The organism is Aestuariibaculum scopimerae, assembly GCF_059428085.1.
The window spans coordinates 3643398-3664541 of record NZ_CM182089.1 but is presented as its reverse complement, the minus strand read 5'-3'; the positions used below and the strand labels follow the sequence as shown (position 1 = coordinate 3664541).

22 protein-coding genes are annotated in these 21144 nt (G+C 34.6%); 12 read left to right on the top strand and 10 right to left on the bottom strand.

The features are described from left to right. Positions 1-20 precede the first annotated feature (20 nt). Complete coding sequence (locus AC5SR4_RS15900) at positions 21-443, bottom strand: DoxX family protein (RefSeq protein ID WP_495357267.1); 423 nt, start codon at positions 441-443, stop codon at positions 21-23. Between the two features lie 60 nt (positions 444-503). Next, positions 504-2132 (bottom strand): acyl-CoA carboxylase subunit beta, encoded by a 1629-nt coding sequence (locus tag AC5SR4_RS15895; RefSeq protein ID WP_495357266.1) that lies wholly within the window; start codon positions 2130-2132, stop codon positions 504-506. 153 nt (positions 2133-2285) lie between these two features. Between AC5SR4_RS15895 and AC5SR4_RS15890 the strand changes: the two genes are divergently transcribed. The 5 genes from AC5SR4_RS15890 (at position 2286) to ettA (ending at position 6118) form a co-directional block, all read left to right on the top strand. After that, entirely contained in the window at positions 2286-2816 is a 531-nt protein-coding gene (locus tag AC5SR4_RS15890) for an NADPH-dependent FMN reductase (protein ID WP_495357265.1), read from the top strand. Between the two features lie 11 nt (positions 2817-2827). Then, positions 2828-3265 (top strand): MarR family winged helix-turn-helix transcriptional regulator, encoded by a 438-nt coding sequence (locus tag AC5SR4_RS15885; RefSeq protein ID WP_495357264.1) that lies wholly within the window; start codon positions 2828-2830, stop codon positions 3263-3265. Positions 3266-3373: 108 nt separating this feature from the next. Beyond that, positions 3374-4096: a pirin family protein gene (locus tag AC5SR4_RS15880; protein WP_495357263.1), complete on the top strand. Its 723-nt coding sequence runs from the start codon at positions 3374-3376 to the stop codon at positions 4094-4096. 145 nt (positions 4097-4241) lie between these two features. Further along, positions 4242-4424, top strand: coding sequence for a CAL67264 family membrane protein (locus AC5SR4_RS15875; protein ID WP_495357262.1), 183 nt, complete (start codon positions 4242-4244; stop codon positions 4422-4424). Next, the gene (ettA, locus tag AC5SR4_RS15870; RefSeq protein ID WP_495357261.1) at positions 4424-6118 is read left to right on the top strand and encodes an energy-dependent translational throttle protein EttA; all 1695 of its coding nucleotides are present in this window, start codon (positions 4424-4426) and stop codon (positions 6116-6118) included. Before AC5SR4_RS15875 ends, ettA begins: the two co-directional genes overlap by 1 nt. Positions 6119-6170: 52 nt before the next feature. On the opposite strand, the gene AC5SR4_RS15865 is transcribed toward ettA, so the two are convergent. After that, a complete protein-coding gene (locus AC5SR4_RS15865) occupies positions 6171-6413 on the bottom strand; it encodes a hypothetical protein (protein WP_495357260.1) in 243 nt (80 codons plus the stop codon). 229 nt (positions 6414-6642) lie between these two features. On the opposite strand from AC5SR4_RS15865, the gene nudK reads away from it, so the two are divergent. Beyond that, positions 6643-7227: a GDP-mannose pyrophosphatase NudK gene (gene nudK, locus AC5SR4_RS15860; protein ID WP_495357259.1), complete on the top strand. Its 585-nt coding sequence runs from the start codon at positions 6643-6645 to the stop codon at positions 7225-7227. Here the strand turns inward: nudK and AC5SR4_RS15855 are convergent. Together AC5SR4_RS15855 and AC5SR4_RS15850 are read right to left on the bottom strand one after the other, a co-directional pair. After that, positions 7224-8189, bottom strand: a complete 966-nt coding sequence (locus AC5SR4_RS15855) for a GNAT family N-acetyltransferase (RefSeq protein ID WP_495357258.1) — start codon at positions 8187-8189, stop codon at positions 7224-7226. The genes nudK and AC5SR4_RS15855 overlap by 4 nt on opposite strands. Positions 8190-8255: 66 nt before the next feature. Then, positions 8256-9266, bottom strand: coding sequence for a formimidoylglutamase (locus AC5SR4_RS15850; protein ID WP_495357257.1), 1011 nt, complete (start codon positions 9264-9266; stop codon positions 8256-8258). A gap of 104 nt (positions 9267-9370) precedes the next feature. On the opposite strand from AC5SR4_RS15850, the gene AC5SR4_RS15845 reads away from it, so the two are divergent. Together AC5SR4_RS15845 and AC5SR4_RS15840 are read left to right on the top strand one after the other, a co-directional pair. Next, positions 9371-10255: a DUF8428 domain-containing protein gene (locus tag AC5SR4_RS15845; protein WP_495357256.1), complete on the top strand. Its 885-nt coding sequence runs from the start codon at positions 9371-9373 to the stop codon at positions 10253-10255. A 300-nt stretch (positions 10256-10555) separates the two neighbouring features. Next, positions 10556-11131: a Crp/Fnr family transcriptional regulator gene (locus AC5SR4_RS15840; protein ID WP_495357255.1), complete on the top strand. Its 576-nt coding sequence runs from the start codon at positions 10556-10558 to the stop codon at positions 11129-11131. A 151-nt stretch (positions 11132-11282) separates the two neighbouring features. On the opposite strand, the gene fumC is transcribed toward AC5SR4_RS15840, so the two are convergent. Beyond that, the gene (gene fumC, locus AC5SR4_RS15835) at positions 11283-12680 is read right to left on the bottom strand and encodes a class II fumarate hydratase (protein ID WP_495357254.1); all 1398 of its coding nucleotides are present in this window, start codon (positions 12678-12680) and stop codon (positions 11283-11285) included. A gap of 177 nt (positions 12681-12857) precedes the next feature. On the opposite strand from fumC, the gene AC5SR4_RS15830 reads away from it, so the two are divergent. After that, positions 12858-13499 carry a peroxiredoxin gene (locus AC5SR4_RS15830; RefSeq protein WP_495357253.1) on the top strand — a complete coding sequence of 214 codons (642 nt, stop codon included), beginning with the start codon at positions 12858-12860 and terminating at the stop codon, positions 13497-13499. 88 nt (positions 13500-13587) lie between these two features. Next, the gene (locus AC5SR4_RS15825) at positions 13588-13764 is read left to right on the top strand and encodes a hypothetical protein (RefSeq protein ID WP_495357252.1); all 177 of its coding nucleotides are present in this window, start codon (positions 13588-13590) and stop codon (positions 13762-13764) included. Positions 13765-13848: 84 nt separating this feature from the next. On the opposite strand, the gene AC5SR4_RS15820 is transcribed toward AC5SR4_RS15825, so the two are convergent. The 4 genes from AC5SR4_RS15820 to prfB form a co-directional block, all read right to left on the bottom strand. Beyond that, positions 13849-16410 carry a TonB-dependent receptor gene (locus tag AC5SR4_RS15820; RefSeq protein ID WP_495357251.1) on the bottom strand — a complete coding sequence of 854 codons (2562 nt, stop codon included), beginning with the start codon at positions 16408-16410 and terminating at the stop codon, positions 13849-13851. Positions 16411-16509: 99 nt separating this feature from the next. Then, positions 16510-16851: an arsenate reductase (glutaredoxin) gene (arsC, locus tag AC5SR4_RS15815; protein WP_495357250.1), complete on the bottom strand. Its 342-nt coding sequence runs from the start codon at positions 16849-16851 to the stop codon at positions 16510-16512. Beyond that, positions 16848-17468 (bottom strand): HAD family hydrolase, encoded by a 621-nt coding sequence (locus tag AC5SR4_RS15810; RefSeq protein WP_495357249.1) that lies wholly within the window; start codon positions 17466-17468, stop codon positions 16848-16850. The genes arsC and AC5SR4_RS15810 overlap by 4 nt, the downstream gene beginning before the upstream one ends. Continuing rightward, positions 17465-18575, bottom strand: a protein-coding gene (prfB, locus tag AC5SR4_RS15805) for a peptide chain release factor 2 (protein WP_495357248.1) whose coding sequence is annotated in 2 segments (ribosomal slippage) — positions 17465-18511 and positions 18513-18575 — 1110 coding nt in all. Because the reading frame shifts where the segments join, the coding sequence is not laid out codon by codon here. Before prfB ends, AC5SR4_RS15810 begins: the two co-directional genes overlap by 4 nt. A 182-nt stretch (positions 18576-18757) precedes the next feature. On the opposite strand from prfB, the gene AC5SR4_RS15800 reads away from it, so the two are divergent. Both AC5SR4_RS15800 and AC5SR4_RS15795 read left to right on the top strand, forming a co-directional pair. Continuing rightward, the gene (locus tag AC5SR4_RS15800) at positions 18758-19888 is read left to right on the top strand and encodes an ATP-grasp domain-containing protein (RefSeq protein WP_495357247.1); all 1131 of its coding nucleotides are present in this window, start codon (positions 18758-18760) and stop codon (positions 19886-19888) included. A gap of 4 nt (positions 19889-19892) precedes the next feature. Beyond that, complete coding sequence (locus AC5SR4_RS15795; protein WP_495357246.1) at positions 19893-20909, top strand: threonine aldolase family protein; 1017 nt, start codon at positions 19893-19895, stop codon at positions 20907-20909. The last annotated feature ends 235 nt before the right edge of the window (positions 20910-21144 follow it).

The following is a 21144-nucleotide window of genomic DNA, read 5'->3' as shown; positions in this document are numbered from 1 at the left end:
AAAAAGGACTGGTTGCAAACTTATTGTTGCATTTTAAAGTAGTAATCCAAAGAATGTTTACCTGAACCATAAAGCATAAAGAAAGCACAAACTATTAGGGTTATAATGGCTAAATATAAATTAGCGGTATTCATATCTCCCACAAAATTTATTAGTATAGCTCCAATTAATATAGGGAGTTGTGCTATAATAGCCCATCGGGTTAGCAATCCACAGGCAATTAAAATACCTCCAATAAAATGTGCCGGTGCTACATAGTGAATAACTAACATGCCACCTGCCATATTTTGAAAAGGTTTAAAAAGTTCTATTAACATTTCGCTATTGGAAATAAAGCTAATGCCTTTAATGAATAAAAAGACCCCCAAGGCAATGCGTAATAAGTCTAACGGAATATAAGTATGCCTATTGGCCCACTTATTAAGAGGTTTAATGGTTTCCATAATTTAGAAAGTTGTTGATTTACAACTATTAAGATACGTAAAAAAACAACAAAAACCCAATTAAACTTGTATAACACCCAAGTTGAATTTTTTATCAATAGGGGCGTGGTTGGCCGCTTCAATACCCATACTAAGCCATTTTCGGGTGTCTAGAGGGTTGATAATAGCGTCCGTCCATATACGTGCCGCTGCATAGTAAGGAGATACCTGTGTATCGTATCTTGATTTTATTTTGCTGTAAAGTGCTTCTTCCTTTTCTTTAGTGATTTTTTCACCTTTTTTTTCTAAAGAGGCTTTTTCAATTTGTAATAGTACTTTTGCAGCACTATTGCCACTCATTACAGCAAGCTCGGCACTAGGCCAGGCTACTATAAGTCTGGGGTCGTAAGCTTTGCCACACATGGCATAATTACCTGCACCATAACTATTGCCAATAATAACTGTAAATTTTGGAACCACAGAATTACTAACAGCATTTACCATTTTAGCACCGTCTTTTATAATGCCACCATGTTCACTTTTGCTTCCTACCATAAAGCCTGTTACATCCTGTAAGAACACTAAGGGTATCTTTTTTTGATTGCAATTGGCAATAAAGCGAGTGGCCTTGTCGGCACTATCGTTGTATATAACACCACCAAATTGCATTTCGCCTTGTTTGGTTTTTACTAGTTTACGCTGATTGGCAACAATGCCAACCGCCCAGCCATCAATTCTGGCATAACAAGTAATAATGGTTTTACCGTAACCAGCTTTGTACTCATCAAATTCAGAGTTATCTACCAAACGCTTAATGATATCGTGCATATCGTATTGGTCTGCTCTCGACTTAGGCAAAATACCATAAATATCCTCGGGGTTTTCTTTGGGTTTTTGTGGTTCTACTCTATTAAAACCAGCTTTGGTATAGTCGCCTATTTTATCAACAATATTTTTAATGGTGTTTAAGGCGTCTTTATCGTCTTTAGCCTTATAGTCGGTTACACCAGATATTTCGCAATGGGTAGTTGCACCCCCTAAGGTTTCATTATCTATAGTTTCGCCAATAGCAGCTTTTACTAAGTAGCTTCCCGCTAAAAAAATACTACCGGTCTTATCAACAATTAGAGCTTCATCACTCATAATAGGTAAGTAAGCGCCACCTGCAACACAGCTTCCCATAACAGCAGCAATTTGCGTAATGCCCATACTGCTCATAATAGCATTGTTTCTAAAAATACGGCCAAAGTGTTCCTTGTCTGGAAAAATGTCGTCCTGTAAAGGTAAATACACACCCGCACTGTCTACAAGGTAAATGATAGGTATTTTATTTTCGATGGCTATTTCTTGGGCTCTTAAGTTTTTCTTAGCAGTAATGGGAAACCATGCTCCAGCCTTAACGGTAGCATCATTAGCTACAACAATACATTGTTTTCCTTTAATATACCCTATTTTAACCACAACACCTGCTGATGGGCAACCACCATGTTCAGAATACATATCCTCGCCAGCAAAGGCAGCAATTTCTATGGATTTAGAATTAGTATCCAAAAGGTAATCAATACGCTCGCGAGCTGTCATTTTTCCTTTGGCATGTAGCTTTTCTATATTCTTTTTACCGCCCCCTAGATGTACATTTCCTAAGCGCTTATTTAGTTCAGATACTAAAAGTTTATTGTGATCTTCGTTTTTGTTGAAGTTTAAATCCATTCAATATTAGTTTGAAGCTAAAATACAAAAGTTTCAAATTTATAAAGCAGAATAGTGTTAATGTTTTATTAAATATATAACATGGAAATATATTCCTTGGAAAATAAATTATTTTATTGTACATTTGTGGCATAATTAAAGAAAAACATTGATATGAAAAATATAATAGCCTTTGCAGGTTCTAATAGTAAACAATCCATTAATAAGCAATTGGCAACATATGCCTCAAGGCAATTAAATAGTACAGATGTGACAATCTTGGATTTAAACGATTTTGAGTTGCCTGTTTTTGGAGTAGACCTGGAAAAAGAAGCAGGTATTCCAGAAAATGCACATAAATTTTTAGAATTAATAAAAACGACTGATGGCATTGTTCTGTCGTTGGCAGAGCATAATGGTGCCTATGCTACGGTATTTAAAAACCTTTTGGATTGGATGTCCAGAATTGAAGGTAAAACGTTTTTTGGCAAACCCATGCTATTAATGGCAACTTCTACAGGTAGTAGGGGAGGTAAATCAGTTTTAGAAATAGCAAAAAACAGATTTCCTTTTCATAATGCGGATATTGTTGAATCATTTTCACTGCCTTTTTTTAACGACAATTTTGCAAATGGAAAGATCGTTAACGAAGATCTTGATGCACAATTAAAAAATGCGGTAGCACAATTTCAAAAACAACTTTAAAAACTTTAGTTATGGGAGATATAAGTAAAGATATTAATTCAACATTTGCCAACAATAGAATAAAGGCACTACTTAATATCCTATACACAGCTAACTGGATATCGAGTTACCAAAATGAGTTTTTTAAGCCTTATGGGATATCACCACAGCAATATAATATATTAAGAATATTAAGGGGTGCAGGTGAACCTATAAATGTACAGGTGGTAAAAGACCGAATGATTGAACGAGCTCCCAATGCTACTCGGTTAATGGATAAATTATGTTCAAAAAACTATATTGATCGTTTACCCAGTGAAAGTGATAGGCGTGTAGTAAAAATAGCTATAACAAAAGCAGGTTTAGAGCTGTTGGAATCTATACCAGATAATTTAAATATTGACTTATTAAAGAATTTAAATGAAACTGAAGCAGAGCAATTAAGTAATCTATTAGATAAAATGAGATAGGAAATACTAAAATATAAACAGATGAAACACCCATGATAATTGCACTCACACACAAAGATGATTATTCAAGGTGTTCCATCTGACCTCTAAAACAATAAAAATAAACAGATGAAAACAATAATACATAAAGCCGATAGTAGAGGGTTTGCAAATCATGGGTGGTTACAAGCAAATCATTCCTTTAGTTTTGCCAATTATTATAACCCAGAAAGAGTACACTTTGGAGCCTTACGTGTTCTAAATGATGATATGATTGCCCCTAAAATGGGATTTGGAACACATCCACATAACAATATGGAAATAATTACTATTCCATTAAAAGGGGTTTTGAAGCATCGTGACTCTATGCATAATACTTGGGAGTCTGTATTGCCAGGAGAAGTCCAGGTAATGTCGGCAGGAACCGGTGTTCAGCATTCTGAAATAAATGGATCTTCAGATGAACATTTGGGACTTTTTCAAATTTGGATAATGCCTAACAAACAAAATGTGGAACCACGGTATGATCAAAAAACATTTGATGCAAAAGCAAGGGAAAATAAGCTGCAAACATTGGTGACATCTATAGATGAATCCCATGAAGGGAGTTTAAAAATTCATCAAGACGCTGTGATATCTAGAATAGATTTGGATGAAGGACAAACATTTAGCTATACGCTTAAAAGTGAAAATCACGGTGTTTACGTCATGACCATATTTGGTGAAATACTTGTAGATAACAAAAAGCTTGAAACAAGAGATGCGGTTGGAGTTTCAGAAACTAAGTCCTTTAAAATTACGGCAAATGCAAACTCTGGTTTACTATTTATTGAAGTTCCAATGGATTTTTAGTGTAATTATAGTTAGGATAATAAAGAAGCATTCAATTTTTGAATGCTTTTTTATTTAAAAATGCGATATTTGTGTTTCGGTTTGTGTGTAACCTACATAACTACACGGTGCTTGTCTGGGTTATGCTAACATTAAATTATCAAATATGGCAATGAATAAAAATACTGTGCTCGCTTGGGCCACAACAATTATGATTATAGTAGGATTGAGTTTAATTGCTCTCGGCGCTTTTAGGTATGATGAAGTTGCAGGATGGGGGTTTGCAGCTGTTGGTATAGGTTTTTTTGCAATTGCTTGGGTGTTTAATGCTTTAAAAGGTAGAGTATAATGAGTGACGATAAGAAAGTGATTTTTTCAATGTCTGGTTTAACCAAGACATTTCAAGGAGCCAATACACCAGTGCTAAAGAATATTTACCTGAGTTTTTTCTATGGTGCTAAAATTGGAATTTTAGGGCTAAATGGTTCGGGTAAATCTACCTTGTTAAAAATTATAGCTGGAGTGGATAAAAACTATCAGGGCGATGTAGTTTTTTCCCAGGATTATTCAGTTGGTTACCTTGAACAAGAACCCAAGCTAGATGAAAGTAAAACTGTTATTGAAATTGTTAGAGAAGGAGCTGCTGAAACGGTTGCCATTTTAGACGAATACAACAAAATAAATGACATGTTTGGTTTGGAAGAAGTCTATTCTGATCCCGATAAGATGGAAAAGCTTATGAATAGGCAAGCTGAACTTCAAGATAAGATTGATGCCGCTAATGCGTGGGAGTTGGATACAAAGTTAGAGATTGCCATGGATGCACTTCGTACGCCCGAGGGAGACAAAAAGATAAGTGTTTTATCTGGAGGGGAGAGACGTCGTGTAGCACTTTGCCGTTTATTGTTGCAAGAGCCTGATGTCTTATTATTGGATGAGCCAACCAACCATTTGGATGCCGAATCGGTACACTGGTTAGAGCAGCATTTGGCACAATATAAAGGAACTGTTATTGCTGTAACGCACGATAGGTACTTTTTAGATAATGTAGCTGGTTGGATATTGGAGTTAGATAGGGGCGAGGGCATTCCTTGGAAAGGGAATTACTCTTCTTGGCTAGATCAAAAATCCAAGCGCTTGGCGCAGGAAAGTAAGACAGCATCTAAGCGTCAAAAAACTTTAGAGCGTGAGCTAGAATGGGTTAGGCAAGGAGCCAAAGGGCGCCAAACCAAACAAAAGGCGCGTTTAAATAACTATGACAAGTTACTAAGCCAAGACCAAAAACAATTGGACGAAAAGCTAGAAATATATATACCTAATGGCCCCCGTTTAGGAACCAATGTTATTGAAGCCATAGGTGTTAACAAAGGCTATGAAGATAAATTGCTGTATGAAGATCTAAATTTTAAACTCCCGCAAGCAGGTATTGTTGGGGTTATTGGTCCTAATGGTGCTGGTAAAACAACTATTTTTAAAATGATAATGGGGGAGGAAACTCCAGACAAAGGAGAATTTAAAGTAGGGGAGACAGCAAAAATTGCATATGTAGACCAAAGTCATTCTAACATTGACCCTGAGAAAACCATATGGCAAAACTTTAGTGATGAACAAGAGCTTATTTTAATGGGAGGTAAGGAAGTAAATTCCCGTGCTTATTTAAGTCGGTTTAACTTTTCCGGTGGTGAACAGAATAAGAAAGTTAAACTGTTATCGGGAGGCGAAAGGAATCGTTTACATTTAGCTATGACACTAAAAGAGGAAGGTAATGTGCTATTATTGGATGAGCCAACCAACGATCTTGATGTTAATACCTTGCGTGCACTGGAGGAAGGTTTGGAGAATTTTGCGGGTTGTGCAGTTGTAATATCGCATGATAGATGGTTTTTAGATAGAATATGTACCCACATTTTAGCCTTTGAAGGAAATAGCCAAGTATACTTTTTTGAAGGTAGTTTTAGTGAATATGAAGAAAATAAAAAGAAACGATTAGGAGGTGATTTAACCCCTAAACGTATTAAGTATAAAAAACTGGTGCGCAGTTAAGCCATAAAAAAAGCCTGTACAACACAGGCTTTTTTTAAATATATGGCTTTGTTTAGTTATTATTGTACATGTGGCCTTCAGTAAAATCTGTATATTTTTTTTCCTCTTCTGCCATTTGTTGACTGATTTTGTCAAGGCGTTCATTTTCTTTTTTAAGTTTATAGGACTTTCGAATACCTAATATTAAAAGAATAGAAAAAAATAAAACAACAATAATTAAAACAGTTACAATACTGGTTTGGCTAATTATCAGCGGTGTGTTTACTAAAAAAAGGGAAAATATAATTGAAGCCATAATTAGCGCAATAATGAGTTATACGTTTAATCAAATATAATATATTTTATTCACAAAACAATCAAAAAATGAGAAATATTATAACATATTATGTAAGGCGTATAACACAATTAATTTTAGCTATTGTCTTTGTTTTAAGGGTTTTACAATAAAATCACAGTAAGTTTTCAATGTTATTATAGCTGTGTTGATATAGAGGATATTTTATAAGAGATGTAAAGTTTATTAAATGAAAAAAAGTAATATTAAAAATATTAAGAGTGAACTGCTATCTGATAATTATTACATTCTAAAAAAGTTTACATTCAATTACTTAATGAAGAACGGGGATTGGGTAGAACAAATGCGGGAGGTATATAATAGAGGTGATGGTGCTGGGATTTTACTCTATAATAAAGTAAAGAAAACAATTATTTTAACGAGACAGTTTAGAATGCCTACCTATTTAAATGGAAATGAGGACGGTTTTTTGGTTGAAATATGCGCAGGTATGTTAGACAAAGACAATCCAGAAGCTTGTATAATTAGAGAAAGTGAAGAAGAAGTAGGCTATAGGATTAAAACCGTTGAAAAAGTTTATGAAGCCTATTCATCGCCGGGGGTCATGACTGAAAAGATGCACTTTTTTGTTGGAGAATATACGGATGCTATGAAAGTTAATGAAGGAGGAGGAGTAGCTAGTGAGCATGAAGATATTGAAGTATTGGAACTCCCTTTTAGCACAGCTGTAAATATGCTAAACAATGGAGAGATTCACGATACGAGAACAATTGTATTGCTACAATATGCAATAATTAAAAAGTTATTGAATTAATTGGAACGGTTTAAAACCAACTCCAATTTAATATTACCTCGCTTATAAGGACTGTTAGGTTCAACAGGAATTTCAACAAAGCCATATTTTTTATATATATAAATGGCATTTTCCAGTTTTCTATTAGAGTAAATAATAAGTTTAGGCATTTGCATTTCTTTAGCAAAATCAACACATCGTTGCATCATTTTTTGACCTATTTTATGGCCTCTATGCTTAGGAGATACTGCCATTTTTGTTAGTTCAAAATAAGGAGTGTTCGCCAATGGCATTAAAGCTACTGTACCAACAATGGAATCATCTAATTTTGCAAAGAAGATGTGTCCGCCTTTGTTTATAATATAATTTTCAGGTTTGCTTAACACTTCCTCATCGTATGGTTCTACATAAAAAAAAGTTTCTAACCATTCAATGTTTAAGTTGTAAAAATCACGAGCATATTCTTTTTTAAAATCGATTATTTTTAATGTGTCTGTTGCATTCATCTCTACGTTTTCAATAATGGTTTTACTTAGACTTTGTGTGTTTAATTTTTCTTCAAGTTTATTTAAATGTTCAATAAAAGTAGCATGGGTTGTCTCCATGGTATATGCTTTAATTACTTTGTCGATAGCCTTCCAAATGGGCTTTATGTCTTGCACCAAGTTTTTTCCTTTATTGGATAAATGAATGATCTTTTTTCGTTTATCCAGTTTATCATCATTTAATACAATTAATTTTTTTTTCAATAATTTATTTATTGTTTGAGTAATGGCTGGTTGTGTTACATTCAATAATATTTTTATTTCAGTATTGGTAACGCCATCTTTATTAGTGATGATTTTGAATATAGGGAAAAGGTAGGGGTCAAAGTCAACATTAAAGTGATTGTAGACCAACTGGGTTTCTTTCATCAAGAGCTCACTAATTCTTTTAAGCCTCGATCCCATCCCTAATTCGCCAAAACCTTGAAGTACATCCATATGATAAGTATTTATATAAGTGCTTATGCAAATGTAAATATTTTTTATTTTAATGCAAATAATTAATTAAGGTTTAATGAAATCTGTAATCAAATAGGTGATAAGTTTTCCTATCTGTAAGGCATTAAATTCATTAGGTGTAGCTTCACAAATGTGCAGGTAGCAGGCATTGTTTTCGGTCGCAAAAAAGCTTATAAACCTTCTTGCGGAATTTACTGAAAAACCACTGGGTGTCATGGCACTGCTGTTAATATTTTCAATGGCATCACAATCAATTTCAATACCAAAGGGGGCATCAGATATGTGATTTAAGCCTTGTTGTAAAGCATCATTAAACTTTAAATTTTTATTAACTTCTAAATCTTCAAACCTAATATATTTTATGGATTTTATTTTGTTTAATGATTTAAACAAGTTGTCAGAGGTATAGATACTATGCAACCCAAAAATAAAATAATTTTTCAAAAAGCCTTCTGCATAGGCATAACTAAACCCATTACCACTATGCCTGCCTTCTTCAGATCTAAAATCTGAATGGGCATCAAAATTAATGGCATTAATAGGTTTTTTAAGGGCCAAAGAAGCCCCCTTTATGTTACCATAGGCATTGTTATGTCCGCCACCAATTATAATTGGTTTTTTTCCAGATGCAACTATTTGCCTAACAATATCGGTAACATCTTTATCTATATTGGCAACAATTTTTCTCGCCTTTAAAAAGCTTTTCTTTTTATTGGGAGCTAGTTTAGAGATTTCTAGTAATTCTTTAGAAAAGTCTAGATGACCTAAAATCAAAACTTTATCAGCTGAAGTATAAGCATTACTTTGAATATTTAATAAAACTTTTAATGTTGCTTCCCATGCCTTTGAAGTCCCTATTTTACCATGGTTAGCAAATACACCAACGTCTTCTGGCAAACCAATTATTACATAGCTGACATCCAAATTTTTAAGTTGTTCGTATATATTGGAGATGCTGGTTAATATTTTAATATGTTGACCAAACTTGGATTCACCAGACCTTTTGTTTAATAGTTTATTTAGAGTACTTTTATTAAATAAAATAAGTTTATCCATGTGAGTAAATAAATTTTAAAATAAAAATACATTATTATTTATTTAAAGCATTAAAAATTAAAGAACAAAAATTCAACATTTAAAAAACATTAAAAACAGGTATTATGGAAAGTAGCAAAAGTAGCACAGGACTTAAAATAGCATTGGGAATTGCTTTGGTTTTATTTTTAGGAACAGCATTCTATACTATGAATTTGTATTCTACAAGTTCTAAAGTCCAAAAAGATTTAAAAGAACAAAAACAATTAGTGATGAACGACCTTAACGCCATGGCTAAACAATATGATGAAGCTATTAGCGAAAATGATGTGGCAAACAAAAACTTAACGGAAGCCAGAGCACGAATTCAAGGATTAATAGACTCTTTAAAGATTTCTGAAACGAACGTTAAAAGTTTATGGAGATACAAACAAAAATACGTGTCTTTGCAAAAAGAAATGGATGTATTATTGGCCCAAAACGATTCACTTAAAGTTCAAAATTCTTATTTAGCAACATCTTTAGATAGTACACGAGTTCGTCTAGAAGAGCGTACCATGTTCAATGATTCTTTATTAATACAAAATAATGCTTTAGCAGAGGTAGTTTCAGATGCTGCCGTATTATCTGCAGTAGATTTAAAAGCTTCAGGTGTTATTGTTAGAACTTCTGGTAAAGTTATTCCAACAGAAAGAGCAGGTCGTAGCGATAAAATAAGAGTATGCTTTATAGTAGCTAAAAATAAACTAGTACAAGCAGGTGACCAAGAGTTATACATTCAGGTTATCGATCCTAAAAACAACATCTTAGGTTTAAATGAACAAGTACAGTTTGAAGATGTTACATTAAACTATAGTGTAATTAGTAAGTTTAATTACGAAAATGCAAATTTAAATATTTGCGAATTTGTAACCCCAAAAGGCGATGCAGATTTTGAAGAAGGACGTTATATTGTAAATGTATTTAATGAAAAAGATTTAGTATCTACTTCTGAGTTTACTCTAAGGTAATTATTTATAACACTTAATCTTAAAACCTCAAGTTATTTTAAAACTTGGGGTTTTTTTGTGGCAAATTTTAAGCTATTAATCAGCTAAAAAGGTTTAATTATAGAAATTCTTACTATCCTGAAATAGTACTAAAGTGCTTTGTTGATAAATTCTTATGGCAAATACATCTTAACAATTTTATATGTAAATAGTAGAAAACAAATTTTTGCAATCCAATAAAGGCTTAATTTTACCTTAACAGTACCTTCCTGTTGGCAAAATCAATTATTAATTTTTTACAAAAACTTAAAACTACGATTAATGAATTCTAGTTTAGATTTTTTAAACTCATTTACCAATGTTTCCGATAAAACACTTAAGGAACTTTCAAAAATATCTGAGCTAAAGAAAATCAAGGCAGGTACACAGCTCGTAAAGTTAAACGAAGTACCCTCTAAAGTTTATATGCTTGTCTCGGGTACTATAAGATGTTATTTAAATACAGAGTCGGGAAAAGAATTTAACAAAAGTTTTTATTTGCCCGTTTGTTTTGTGGGATCGTTAACGGCTTTATTGAAAAGAAAACCATCGTTATTTGTTTTTGAAGCACTTACAGAATGCAAAATTTATGAAACAGATTTCTCTAAGTTCATGATGCTTTGCAAAAAGAACATAGAAGTTAATTTGTTGTATTCTAAGGTTTTAGAAACTGTTTATGAAAAATATGAAGAACGCCTTGTAGAATTAATTTCTTTAGACGCTAAAGCCCGTTATCTGGAATTACAAAAACAAATTCCTAACGTAGAAGAGCTTATACCACAATACCATATTGCTTCATATTTAGGTATAACACCAGTACAATTAAGTAGAATTAGAAAAAAAATTGACGGTTATTAACATTTGTTAATAACAATGACTAAGTGAAACTATATATTTGTCCTGATTTCCTTTTCAAAGTTAAATACGAAGGATTGATAGCTAACCAACCAAAAAAAACAGGTAACATTAATTACCTGTTTTTTTATTTTAATGAATATGTTAACTAAAACTATTTTAGACTTCCAACCATATCCTCTGGCTTTACCCAAGCATCATAGTCTTCTGCAGTAACATAACCTAAGTTAATGGCCTCTTCTTTTAAGGTAGTGCCATTTTTGTGAGCAGTATTTGCTATTTCAGCAGCTTTGTAATAACCTATTTTCGTATTTAATGCCGTTACTAACATTAAAGAGTTGTTTAACAGTTTTGTAATAACTTCTTGGTTGGGCTCAATACCCACGGCACAATTTAAATCAAAACTCACACAAGCGTCGCCAATTAATTGAGCAGATTGTAAAACATTGGCAGCCATAACAGGTTTAAACACATTAAGCTCATAATGTCCTTGAAGTCCACCAACAGAAACAGCCACATCATTACCCATAACCTGTGCACAAACCATTGTTAGTGCTTCACATTGTGTTGGGTTCACTTTTCCGGGCATAATGGAACTTCCAGGTTCATTGGCCGGAATGGTTATTTCTCCAATACCACTTCTTGGTCCAGATGCCATCATCCTAATGTCGTTCGCAATCTTATTTAACGAAACGGCTAACTGTTTTAAAGCACCATGGGTTTCTACTAAGGCATCATGGGCAGCAAGTGCTTCAAATTTGTTTGGTGCCGTTATAAAAGGCAATCCTGTAAACTCTGCAATAAATTCAGCAACACGTTTGCTGTAACCTTTTGGGGTATTTAACCCAGTACCTACGGCTGTACCTCCTAATGCCAGTTCGCTTAAATGTGGTAAGGTGTTTTCTAAAGCGTTTAATCCGTGGTTTAATTGTGCAACATAACCAGAAAGTTCTTGGCCTAGTGTTAAAGGCGTTGCATCCATAAGGTGGGTGCGCCCAATTTTGACAACAGACTTAAATGCATCTGATTTTTTCTTTAAAGTATCCCGTAATTGCTTAACTCCAGGAATAGTAGTTTCTACTATTTTTTTGTATGCAGCTATATGCATGCCCGTTGGGAAAGTATCATTGGACGATTGCGATTTATTTACATCGTCATTTGGTTGGATAACCTTATCACCTTCACCAATTACTTTACCCGCTAGTTGTTGTGCTCTGTTAGCTATTACTTCATTAACGTTCATATTGCTTTGTGTGCCAGACCCAGTTTGCCAAATAACTAAAGGAAATTGATCATCGTGCTTTCCTTCTAGGATCTCGTTACAAACCGTCGCTATTAAATCACGTTTTTCAACAGGCAAAACACCCAGTTCACAATTGGTATATGCTGCAGCTTTTTTTAGGTATGCAAACCCATAAACTATTTCCAGTGGCATGGATGCCGACGGACCAATTTTAAAATTGTTTCTTGAGCGTTCTGTTTGTGCACCCCAAAGTTTATCGGCAGGTACTTTTACCTCGCCCATAGTATCTTTTTCTATTCTAAAACTCATTGTAATTAGTGATTTGAATTGAGTTACAAAGTTAATCGTTTTCAGTTTTTATAGGTAATATGTTAGCTAGTTTTTACAAGTTTTTTTAACAGATATATAACGTCTATATTTTAATGGCCTCGGTAAAAATAAGTATCTTAGTAGTTGACTAATTTTAAAATTAAAAACATTATAACTATGGCAACAATTAGATTAGGAGACGTTGCTCCAAATTTTACAGCAAAGTCTACAGAAGGCGATATTAATTTTCATGAATGGCTGGGGGATAGCTGGGGCATTTTGTTTTCACACCCAGCTGATTATACGCCTGTATGCACTACCGAGTTAGGTACAGTGGCAAAATACAAGGAAGCATTTAATACACGTAATGTTAAAGTAGTAGCATTAAGTGTTGATGGTTTGGAGTCCCACAGGGGTTGGATTAATGATATTAATGAAACCCAACACACCACAGTTAATTTCCCCATTATTGCAGATGAGGATAGAAAAGTTTCTGAACTCTACGATATGATTCATCCTAATGCAGACGATAAATTAACTGTACGTTCGGTATTTATAATAGACCCAGATAAAAAAGTTAAACTCATTATTACATACCCAGCATCTACTGGTAGAAACTTTGATGAGTTATTGCGTGTAATCGATTCGTTACAGCTTACTGCTTATCATAAAGTGGCTACACCGGCCAATTGGAATACTGGAGACGACTGTGTTGTGGTACCAGCGGTAGCGACTGAGGATATTCCAGCAATGTTCCCTAAAGGGTTTAAAGAAGTGAAACCTTACTTGCGCATAACGCCACAGCCAGATTTAAATTAAAACCTTGTTAATAAATTTAAGTTTAGCTATTGTTTAACAAAATCTGTTGCATTATCTTTGCAGGAGATTTATTAAAGACACAACAATTATGTTTGATTTTGACCAATACTTAGGATTTTTAGCTTTCTTAACCATTCTTACTATAGGATTTTGGTTAATGATTTTTTTATTGACATTTGTTATTCCTTATTGGATTGGGGGTTCTTTAATTGAAAGATTAAAAGAAATAAGAGAAGCAAAAAAGGCTAAGCGTCAAAACTCATAACGGTCAACTTATATTATCAAAATAAAAAAGGGGAAGCTTAATTAAAAGCTTCCCCTTTTTGTTTTCTTCTTTTTCATTAATTATTTAACCCTCAAAATCCATATCGTCATCGCCGCCACCGTTTAAGTTATTTCTACTACGCTCATTGCGTTTCTTTTGTTGATTGAATCTATATATGAACGATAAATTGATTTGACGTTGGCGCCATTGCGATTCACTTTCTCTCTCAAAAAACTCCGTAGTAGTCAAGGATTTTCTTTTTCTTGAGTTAAAAACATCACGGGCATTTAACGATATTGTGGCATTGTTGTTAAAGATTTCTTTGCTAAAGGCAAGGTCCAATGAAAAAATCCCCTTACTCTCACTTTGTGCATCTTGTCTAGCGCCTCGGTAGTTGGCATTGGTTTGCCAATCTATATTGGAAGGTAGAGTTACCTTACCACTAAAACGCGCAAACCAACTGGTGTTTTGGGCACTGTAATCTACGCCATTAAAGTCGCCTTCGGTTTTTGAATGGAATACATTAAAACTAGTATTTAGTCTAAGCCATTTTTCGGGGTTGTAAAGAATCCCAAATTCACCACCAGTACGTTTGTTAGTGGATAGGTTTACGGGAATGGTTCTAATAATATCAATACCGTCCGATGTTTGTTGTCCTGTATTTTCTTGTACACGCTCAAAAGCGTCTGTTTCATGTTGGTAATAAACAGATGTAGTAAAGGTCATTTTATCCCAGCGTTTTAGGTAGCCTACATCAAATGCGCTTGAAAAAGCTGGATTTAAGTTAGGGTTACCTTGAAACACATTGGTTCGGCTAGAGCGTGATGGAAATGGGTTTATAAACCATCCGCGTGGCCTGTTAATCCTTCTGTTGTATCCAAAAGTGATGCTTTCTTCGGCATCACTATCGGTACCAGACAAGTTGTAAATAAGGTTTAGGGTGGGGAATAAACCCAGGTAATTTTTGTCAAAATCGGTATCAATAGGAAAGCCAAAAGCGTTTTGTAGCTCTTGGTCTGTTAATCTGGAATTTATTTTTCCTTTTAATTGGGTGTTTTCCAGTCTTAGCCCCAATAAAAATGAAAATTTTCCAAATTTGGTTCCATATTGTGTGTACAGCGAATTTACATTTTCACTGTAATCAAAAACATTAGTTATTGTATCATTTACAAAGAAATCGCCCGTACTAATGTCTTCTTGCTCTAAAGTGTAATCTGTTAAATCGTTTTCAAAATCACCTCGATATCCAGCTTCAAAACGTGCATCTTCACCAATAGGTAAAACATAGTCTGCTTGAAATAGATACTCCTTTTCCTTTTCTGCAGTATATACTTTTTCCTCTTGAAAGGGCTCAGGACTGGTTTGATCTGTGGTAATATAATCTTCCATGATGTAGGTAAACTGATCTTCAGAGCCATTTTCAATCTGTACATCGGCAGTCAATTGGTGGCCATCTTCATTAAACTTTGTTATGTAGTTTAATGAAAATTGGTAGTTGTTGCCATCTTCATTTTGTTCTTCAGTCCTTAGGGTTTCCTCTACAATACTGCCGCCATTATAGCGGTCACTATTATTAAGCGACCTATCGGCATCCTCCCCATACCTATAAAAAACACTACCGGTTATAGATGTTTTTTTAGATAGAAAATATTCCATGCCTAGACTGGCATTATAGTTTCGGTTAAGACGCTGCACTTCTTGTTTTTCCCTAATTCTTTCGTACTCAGGTTCAATAACCATGTTATCTACAAATCTATCGAAATATTGGGTGTCATTAAAACTGTTCCTAGGGGAGTTAAAATATCTGAATCCTAAATTAGAAAACAAATTAAATTTTTCTGTTCTATAGTTAATGTTAGCAGAAACACCAACATTATCTGGGTTTCCAACGGTTGTGTTTAACGAGCCATTAAAGCCTAAAGTTTCCTTTTGTCTTAATATAATATTTAAGATACCTGCTGTACCCTCGGCATCATATCTTGCAGAAGGCGATGTTATAACTTCAACGCGTTCAATAGCTTCTGCTGGTAACTGGCTTAATATGTTGGTATCTCCAAAACCAGCCATGGCAGAAGGTTTTCCATTAATTAAAATTCTAACATTTTCGTTACCTCTTAAACTAATGGCGCCTTCAATATCTACAGATACTGATGGAACATTGTTTAAAGCATCGCTCACGGTTCCACCAGCGGTGGTAAGGTCTTTACCAATATTGTATATCTTTTTGTCCAGTTTTATTTCAACGGTAGTACGTTCAGCTATAACCTCTACGGCATCTAGTTCGCCATAATCAATTTGTAGATAAATGCTACCAAGATTTTCATCTTGTTCTAAATTTTTATTGGTAAGCGTTATTTTTTTGTATGAAATATATTCAATTGAAATATCGTATGTGCCTTTGGGAATGGGAATGCTAAATTCACCATTTACATCAGTAATCCCGCCATCTACAATCCTATTTTCACTTTTGCTAAAAAATGCAATAGTAGCATACTCTAATGGTATTTGGGTTTCTTTATCAATAACGGTTCCTGTTACAACAATTTTTTTATCGTCTACAAAGTCGCTATTTTTTGGTTGTGCAGTTAAGGATAAAGATACTATGCCCATTAATAAAGCAAGGCAAGGGATTAAAACTTTGGTCATTGTTAAGTTATATTTTACACTTAGACTGCAAATACCCTATATGGTTTAGCCTGCCTTTGTTAAAAAAACGTTAATTAAAAAGCTTGTAGAGTCCGCTTTTTACAGTATTTCCAGTATGTTTTCAGGGGGTCTGCCTATAACGGCCTTATTGCCATTAATAACAATAGGGCGCTCTATAAGCTTGGGGTTATTTATCATGGCCTCAATAAGTTCCTTATCGCTCAAGGCTTTATCTTTAAATTGTGTTTTCCAAATGGCTTCGTTTTTTCTAACTAAGTCTATGGGTTTTATGTTTAAAAGAGCAATCAAATCTTTCAGTTCTTCATAGGAGGGGGTGTCTTCTAAATATTTAATAATTTCAAAAGGTTTCCCCGATGCTTCCAATAAAGCAAGGCCGTTACGTGATTTACTACATCTGTTGTTGTGGTATATTTTAATCATTTCAGGTATATATTGTAAGTTTTTAATTGTTCAATAAGTTGCTCTGGATTTTTAAAGTGAATTCCATTAATACCCATAGCATTGGCTGCTTCTATATTTCTTAAGTTATCATCAATAAATATAGCCTTTTCAGGACTTACATTAAAACGTTTTAAAGTAATGTTATAAATAGACTTAAAAGGTTTTCTGGTTTTTTCTTCGCCTGAAACCACAATACCATCAAACCAATCCAAAAAGGCAAAGCGCTTTTTTGCAATGGGGAATGTTTCGCTGCTCCAATTGGTTAGGGCTATTATTTTATAGGTGTTTTGTGCAAGCAAGGCCTCAAGGATTTTTACACTACCGGTAATAGCACCACCAAGCATGGTTTCCCAATCTCCATAGAATTTACGAATATAATGTTCGTATTCAGGGAATTTAGCAACTAGGTCTTCTGTGGCCTGTGCCAATGGGTAGCCAGCATCTTGGTTTTCATTCCAGTCACTGGTACAGATATGGTTTAAGAACCATTTTGTTTTTTCAGTATCACCATTAAAAGCCTTTAAAAATACATATTCGGGGTTCCAGTCTATTAACACACCTCCTAAATCAAAAATAATAGTGTTTATTTGGTTCATAGGGTATTTGTGTCTTCAGCTTTTTGTCCCATCATCATTAAATAGGCCTTTAAAAACGGTCCAATATTTCCATCCATAACAGCATCTACATTGCTGGTTTCGTGGTTGGTGCGTACATCTTTAACCAATTTATAGGGTTGCATAACATAGTTACGTATTTGGCTGCCCCATTCAATTTTCATTTTGCCCGCCTCAATATCTTCCCGTTGTGCCAGTTGTTTTTGCAATTCAATTTCGTAAAGTTGCGACTTAAGCATTTGCATGGCCCGGGTTCGGTTGTCGTGCTGCGATCGTGTTTCAGAACATGATATTTGTATCCCCGTGGGTTTATGGGTCAATTGTACTTTGGTTTCAACCTTATTAACGTTTTGTCCGCCAGCACCACTGGAGCGCGCTGTGGTAATCTCTACATCTGCTGGGTTTATTTCTATTTCAATAGTATCATCAACCAATGGATATACGTATACCGATGCAAAACTGGTATGGCGTTTGGCATTACTATCAAAAGGGGAAATGCGCACTAACCTGTGCACACCATTCTCACCTTTTAGCCAACCAAAGGCAAAATCGCCTTCAATTTCCAAGGTCACCGTTTTTATACCAGCTACATCACCTTCTTGAAAGTTAAGCTCTTTAACCTTAAAGCCACTTTTTTCGGCATACATTAAGTACATACGCATAAGCATACTGGCCCAATCGCAACTTTCGGTACCACCGGCGCCGGCTGTAATTTGTAGCACGGCACTTAAGCTATCACCTTCGTCAGAAAGCATGTTTTTAAACTCAATATCCTCAAGCAAAGTTGCGGCTTTATTATACTGCTCTTCAACATCCTCAATGGTAGATTCTCCTTCTTTATAAAATTCGTAAAGTACCTCTAGGTCCTCAATAAGGGTTTTGGCCGTATTATAGTCTTCTACCCATTTTTTCTTACTGCGTAAGGATCTCATGATTATTTCGGCAGCTTTGGGATCATCCCAAAAATGGGGGTCAAAGGTTTTTTCTTCTTCGTTTTGTATCTCTATAAGTTTGGTATCTACGTCAAAGATAGTGCCTTAGTTTATCAAGGCGGGTATTAAGATCTTTAATTTGATCGGTAGTTATCATAAGTTGTTTCAATTTTAGACAAAAATAGAATTTATAGATTAAAGAATGAACTTATTTTGATTTGATTTTCGTTTATCGGAAATTTAGTAACCTAGGGCTAAATCTATAAAAATACTCATAACCAGTTATGCATAATTGTTTATAAATTACTTTATTTGTGTTACACATATATTAATAAAAACATGAAAGGGGAGGTGAACGATATAAGGCATTTATCGGTGCTTTTGCCGGAAGGGGACAATACCTTAATGACTGCGGTTTTAAATTGTTTGTCGCAAATAAAGCACATTAGTATTTATGTTATTTCCAGTTTACCCCATTCTGAAATAAGCCGTTCCAATAAAATTACAAACTTTTCCTATTATCCCAAAACCGAAACCGAAGCTGCGTGGTTGGGCAATATTGAAGCCGAGCTGAGTAAATTTCATATAGATTTAATTATTCCCATAGATGTCAATAATATAAGAACTTTAATAAAGCACAAGCACCAGGTATCCTTTTCTAATAAAATTGGTATTTTGCCTGCACTGGACGCTTTTGAGGTTGCCAATAACAAAGCCTTACTGGCTAAGCACTTGCAACAAGCACATATTAGTAGTCCTGATACATTTTTTTATACCAAAGAGGAATTGCTAAAAGATGTTATAACAACATATCCTGTATTAATAAAGCCCGTATCGGGTTTTTTGGGGGGTAAGGGCATTGTAAGATTTGATAATTTTCAAGAATTAAAAACCTATTTGTCGAAACACCAATTGGGGTTTGAGTTTATTGTTCAAAAATACTTTAAGGGTTTAGATTACGGATTTAATGTTTTAGCTAAAGGCGGCGAAATTAAGTTGTACACCATACAAAAAAGTGTATTGTGGGATGGTGTACCATTTTCAACACAAACAGGGCAAGTGTTTATACAAGAAGCAAATATATATGCGCTGTGCCAAAAACTTTTAAAATCTTTAAATTGGTCTGGAGTAACCAATATAGATATTCGCTGGGATGAAACAGACAATACATTTAAAATACTGGAAATGAACCCTAGATTTTGGAGCTCTATAGAAGGCTCTGAAATAGCAGGTATTAATTTCCCATATGCTTATTTGCAAGAAAGCCTTGGTATGGCCTCGGGGCCATCAACATATAAAAACACCAAGTTCCTGAATTTAGTAGGACTGTTTAAAACCATAAAAAGTAACATATTCTTTATCTTTAGGCTAAAATTTATATTAAACAACACATCTGTTAAATTTTATAAAAAAGACCCATTGCCATTGGTGTATATGGTCTTTACCAAGATAAAAAGCCTATTTAAGTAAATTTATGAAGATAGACCTAAGAAGCGATACCGTAACAAAGCCAACCCAAGGCATGCTTGAAGCCATGATGCAAGCCAATGTTGGGGATGATGTTTTTAAAGAAGATGAGACTGTAAACGCATTAGAAAGACGTATAGCCAAAATGTTTGGAAAAAGTGATGCCCTTTTTTTTCCAAGTGGGAGTATGGCCAACCAAACGGCCATTAAACTCCACACCAATCCAGGAGAGCAAGTTATATGCGATAAGTATGCACACATTTACAACTATGAGGCTGGTGGGGTTGCTTTTAACAGTGGCGTGTCTTGCCACCTAATTGATGGTAACAGGGGCATGTTTACCGCCCAGCAGGTAATAGATGCCATAAACCCAGAAGCTTTCTATTATAGCCAAACAAGTTTAGTGGAAATTGAAAACACTACCAATAAGGGTGGGGGGGCGTGTTGGGATTTTAATGAGATCTTAAAAATTAAAGCCGTTTGCCAAGATCGCCAGTTAGGTTTTCATTTAGATGGTGCCCGCTTGTGGAACGCTTTGGTAGCAACCAACCAAACCCCAAAGCAATATGGCGATGTTTTTGATACTATTTCTGTTTGTTTAAGTAAAGGGTTAGGCTGCCCTGTAGGCTCCGTATTGGTAGGTGATGCCCATATTATGAAACATGCCATTAGAATACGAAAAGTGTTTGGAGGCAATATGCGCCAAATAGGGTACTTGGCTGCGGCTGGGCTCTATGCTTTAGATAATCATGTAAATAGACTTGTGGAAGACCATAAAAAGGCTAGGGAAATAGGCGAGGTGCTAAGTCAGTTACCCATCATAAAAACTGTAGAGTCCACCGAGACCAATATTGTTATCTTTCAGCTACAAGATGGTATCGATGAAAACGGTTTTATAAAGCAATTACAGGATAAAAACATCCATATTATTGGTATGGGAAGTGGCAAGTTAAGAATGATGACGCATTTAGACTATACCAATGCCATGCACGATACACTCTTAACATACTTAAAAAGCCTATAGTCCACTTGCTTTTATCGTGCTTTTTTTGTATATTAAAATAACTTCATAATTCCCCAGACCATTCCCGGTCACTAAAAAATTGTAGTATATTTTAAAAAAAATACTAGTATTATTTCAAGAAAATAGTACTATTTTTTAGGTAAATATACTAGTTATATTTTGCAAACTTCAAGTTACAAACATAAAAGACATAAGTACGAAACATACAAAACATAAGCTGAAAAAAGTTAATATG

What these genes read in the sequence shown, in the direction of transcription:
- AC5SR4_RS15900 (WP_495357267.1), bottom strand. Translation starts at nt 443, where the DNA reads ATGGAAACCATTAAACCTCTTAATAAGTGGGCCAATAGGCATACTTAT.
- AC5SR4_RS15895 (WP_495357266.1), bottom strand. Translation starts at nt 2,132, where the DNA reads ATGGATTTAAACTTCAACAAAAACGAAGATCACAATAAACTTTTAGTA.
- AC5SR4_RS15890 (WP_495357265.1), top strand. Translation starts at nt 2,286, where the DNA reads ATGAAAAATATAATAGCCTTTGCAGGTTCTAATAGTAAACAATCCATT.
- AC5SR4_RS15885 (WP_495357264.1), top strand. Translation starts at nt 2,828, where the DNA reads ATGGGAGATATAAGTAAAGATATTAATTCAACATTTGCCAACAATAGA.
- AC5SR4_RS15880 (WP_495357263.1), top strand. Translation starts at nt 3,374, where the DNA reads ATGAAAACAATAATACATAAAGCCGATAGTAGAGGGTTTGCAAATCAT.
- AC5SR4_RS15875 (WP_495357262.1), top strand. Translation starts at nt 4,242, where the DNA reads ATGGCAATGAATAAAAATACTGTGCTCGCTTGGGCCACAACAATTATG.
- ettA (WP_495357261.1), top strand. Translation starts at nt 4,424, where the DNA reads ATGAGTGACGATAAGAAAGTGATTTTTTCAATGTCTGGTTTAACCAAG.
- AC5SR4_RS15865 (WP_495357260.1), bottom strand. Translation starts at nt 6,413, where the DNA reads ATGGCTTCAATTATATTTTCCCTTTTTTTAGTAAACACACCGCTGATA.
- nudK (WP_495357259.1), top strand. Translation starts at nt 6,643, where the DNA reads ATGAAAAAAAGTAATATTAAAAATATTAAGAGTGAACTGCTATCTGAT.
- AC5SR4_RS15855 (WP_495357258.1), bottom strand. Translation starts at nt 8,189, where the DNA reads ATGGATGTACTTCAAGGTTTTGGCGAATTAGGGATGGGATCGAGGCTT.
- AC5SR4_RS15850 (WP_495357257.1), bottom strand. Translation starts at nt 9,266, where the DNA reads ATGGATAAACTTATTTTATTTAATAAAAGTACTCTAAATAAACTATTA.
- AC5SR4_RS15845 (WP_495357256.1), top strand. Translation starts at nt 9,371, where the DNA reads ATGGAAAGTAGCAAAAGTAGCACAGGACTTAAAATAGCATTGGGAATT.
- AC5SR4_RS15840 (WP_495357255.1), top strand. Translation starts at nt 10,556, where the DNA reads ATGAATTCTAGTTTAGATTTTTTAAACTCATTTACCAATGTTTCCGAT.
- fumC (WP_495357254.1), bottom strand. Translation starts at nt 12,680, where the DNA reads ATGAGTTTTAGAATAGAAAAAGATACTATGGGCGAGGTAAAAGTACCT.
- AC5SR4_RS15830 (WP_495357253.1), top strand. Translation starts at nt 12,858, where the DNA reads ATGGCAACAATTAGATTAGGAGACGTTGCTCCAAATTTTACAGCAAAG.
- AC5SR4_RS15825 (WP_495357252.1), top strand. Translation starts at nt 13,588, where the DNA reads ATGTTTGATTTTGACCAATACTTAGGATTTTTAGCTTTCTTAACCATT.
- AC5SR4_RS15820 (WP_495357251.1), bottom strand. Translation starts at nt 16,410, where the DNA reads ATGACCAAAGTTTTAATCCCTTGCCTTGCTTTATTAATGGGCATAGTA.
- arsC (WP_495357250.1), bottom strand. Translation starts at nt 16,851, where the DNA reads ATGATTAAAATATACCACAACAACAGATGTAGTAAATCACGTAACGGC.
- AC5SR4_RS15810 (WP_495357249.1), bottom strand. Translation starts at nt 17,468, where the DNA reads ATGAACCAAATAAACACTATTATTTTTGATTTAGGAGGTGTGTTAATA.
- AC5SR4_RS15800 (WP_495357247.1), top strand. Translation starts at nt 18,758, where the DNA reads ATGAAAGGGGAGGTGAACGATATAAGGCATTTATCGGTGCTTTTGCCG.
- AC5SR4_RS15795 (WP_495357246.1), top strand. Translation starts at nt 19,893, where the DNA reads ATGAAGATAGACCTAAGAAGCGATACCGTAACAAAGCCAACCCAAGGC.